The sequence below is a fragment of the Cedecea sp. B1(4) genome (assembly GCF_059414925.1).
Genome location: NZ_JCAHMZ010000203.1, coordinates 1 through 327 on the forward strand (window position 1 = coordinate 1; position 327 = coordinate 327).

The following is a 327-nucleotide window of genomic DNA, read 5'->3' on the forward strand; positions in this document are numbered from 1 at the left end:
CCAGAACGTGGCATGTCCGCCCGTCTCGCCCGCGCACTCGGCCAGGCGTGCTTCGGCGGAGGCGGCCGGTTCGTGCGCGGCCAGCGGCTGGTGGTGCCATTGCAGGGCTACGTCCGCGTTGGCGCCCACCCAGCGTTTGAGCTTCGGGAAGTACGCTCGGCAGAACGGACATTCGAGGTCGGCATAGAGCGTCAGCGTGAATCGGCCCTGCGCGTTGCCCATCTGCCAGGGCGGCCCGGCCACCTGCGCTGTACTGACCGGCGCGGGAGCCAACGACGCGGGTTCGCCGGGTGCGCGGGACACGAGCCAGATCAGCAGCAGCGTGAT

1 protein-coding gene is annotated in these 327 nt (G+C 70.3%); it reads right to left on the minus strand.

Going from position 1 to position 327, the window contains the following annotated elements; all coding sequences use genetic code 11:
- Positions 1 to 327 (minus strand): DsbA family protein (locus ACR6JA_RS22620; RefSeq protein ID WP_494599696.1); only part of this gene is annotated, 327 nt, incomplete at both ends.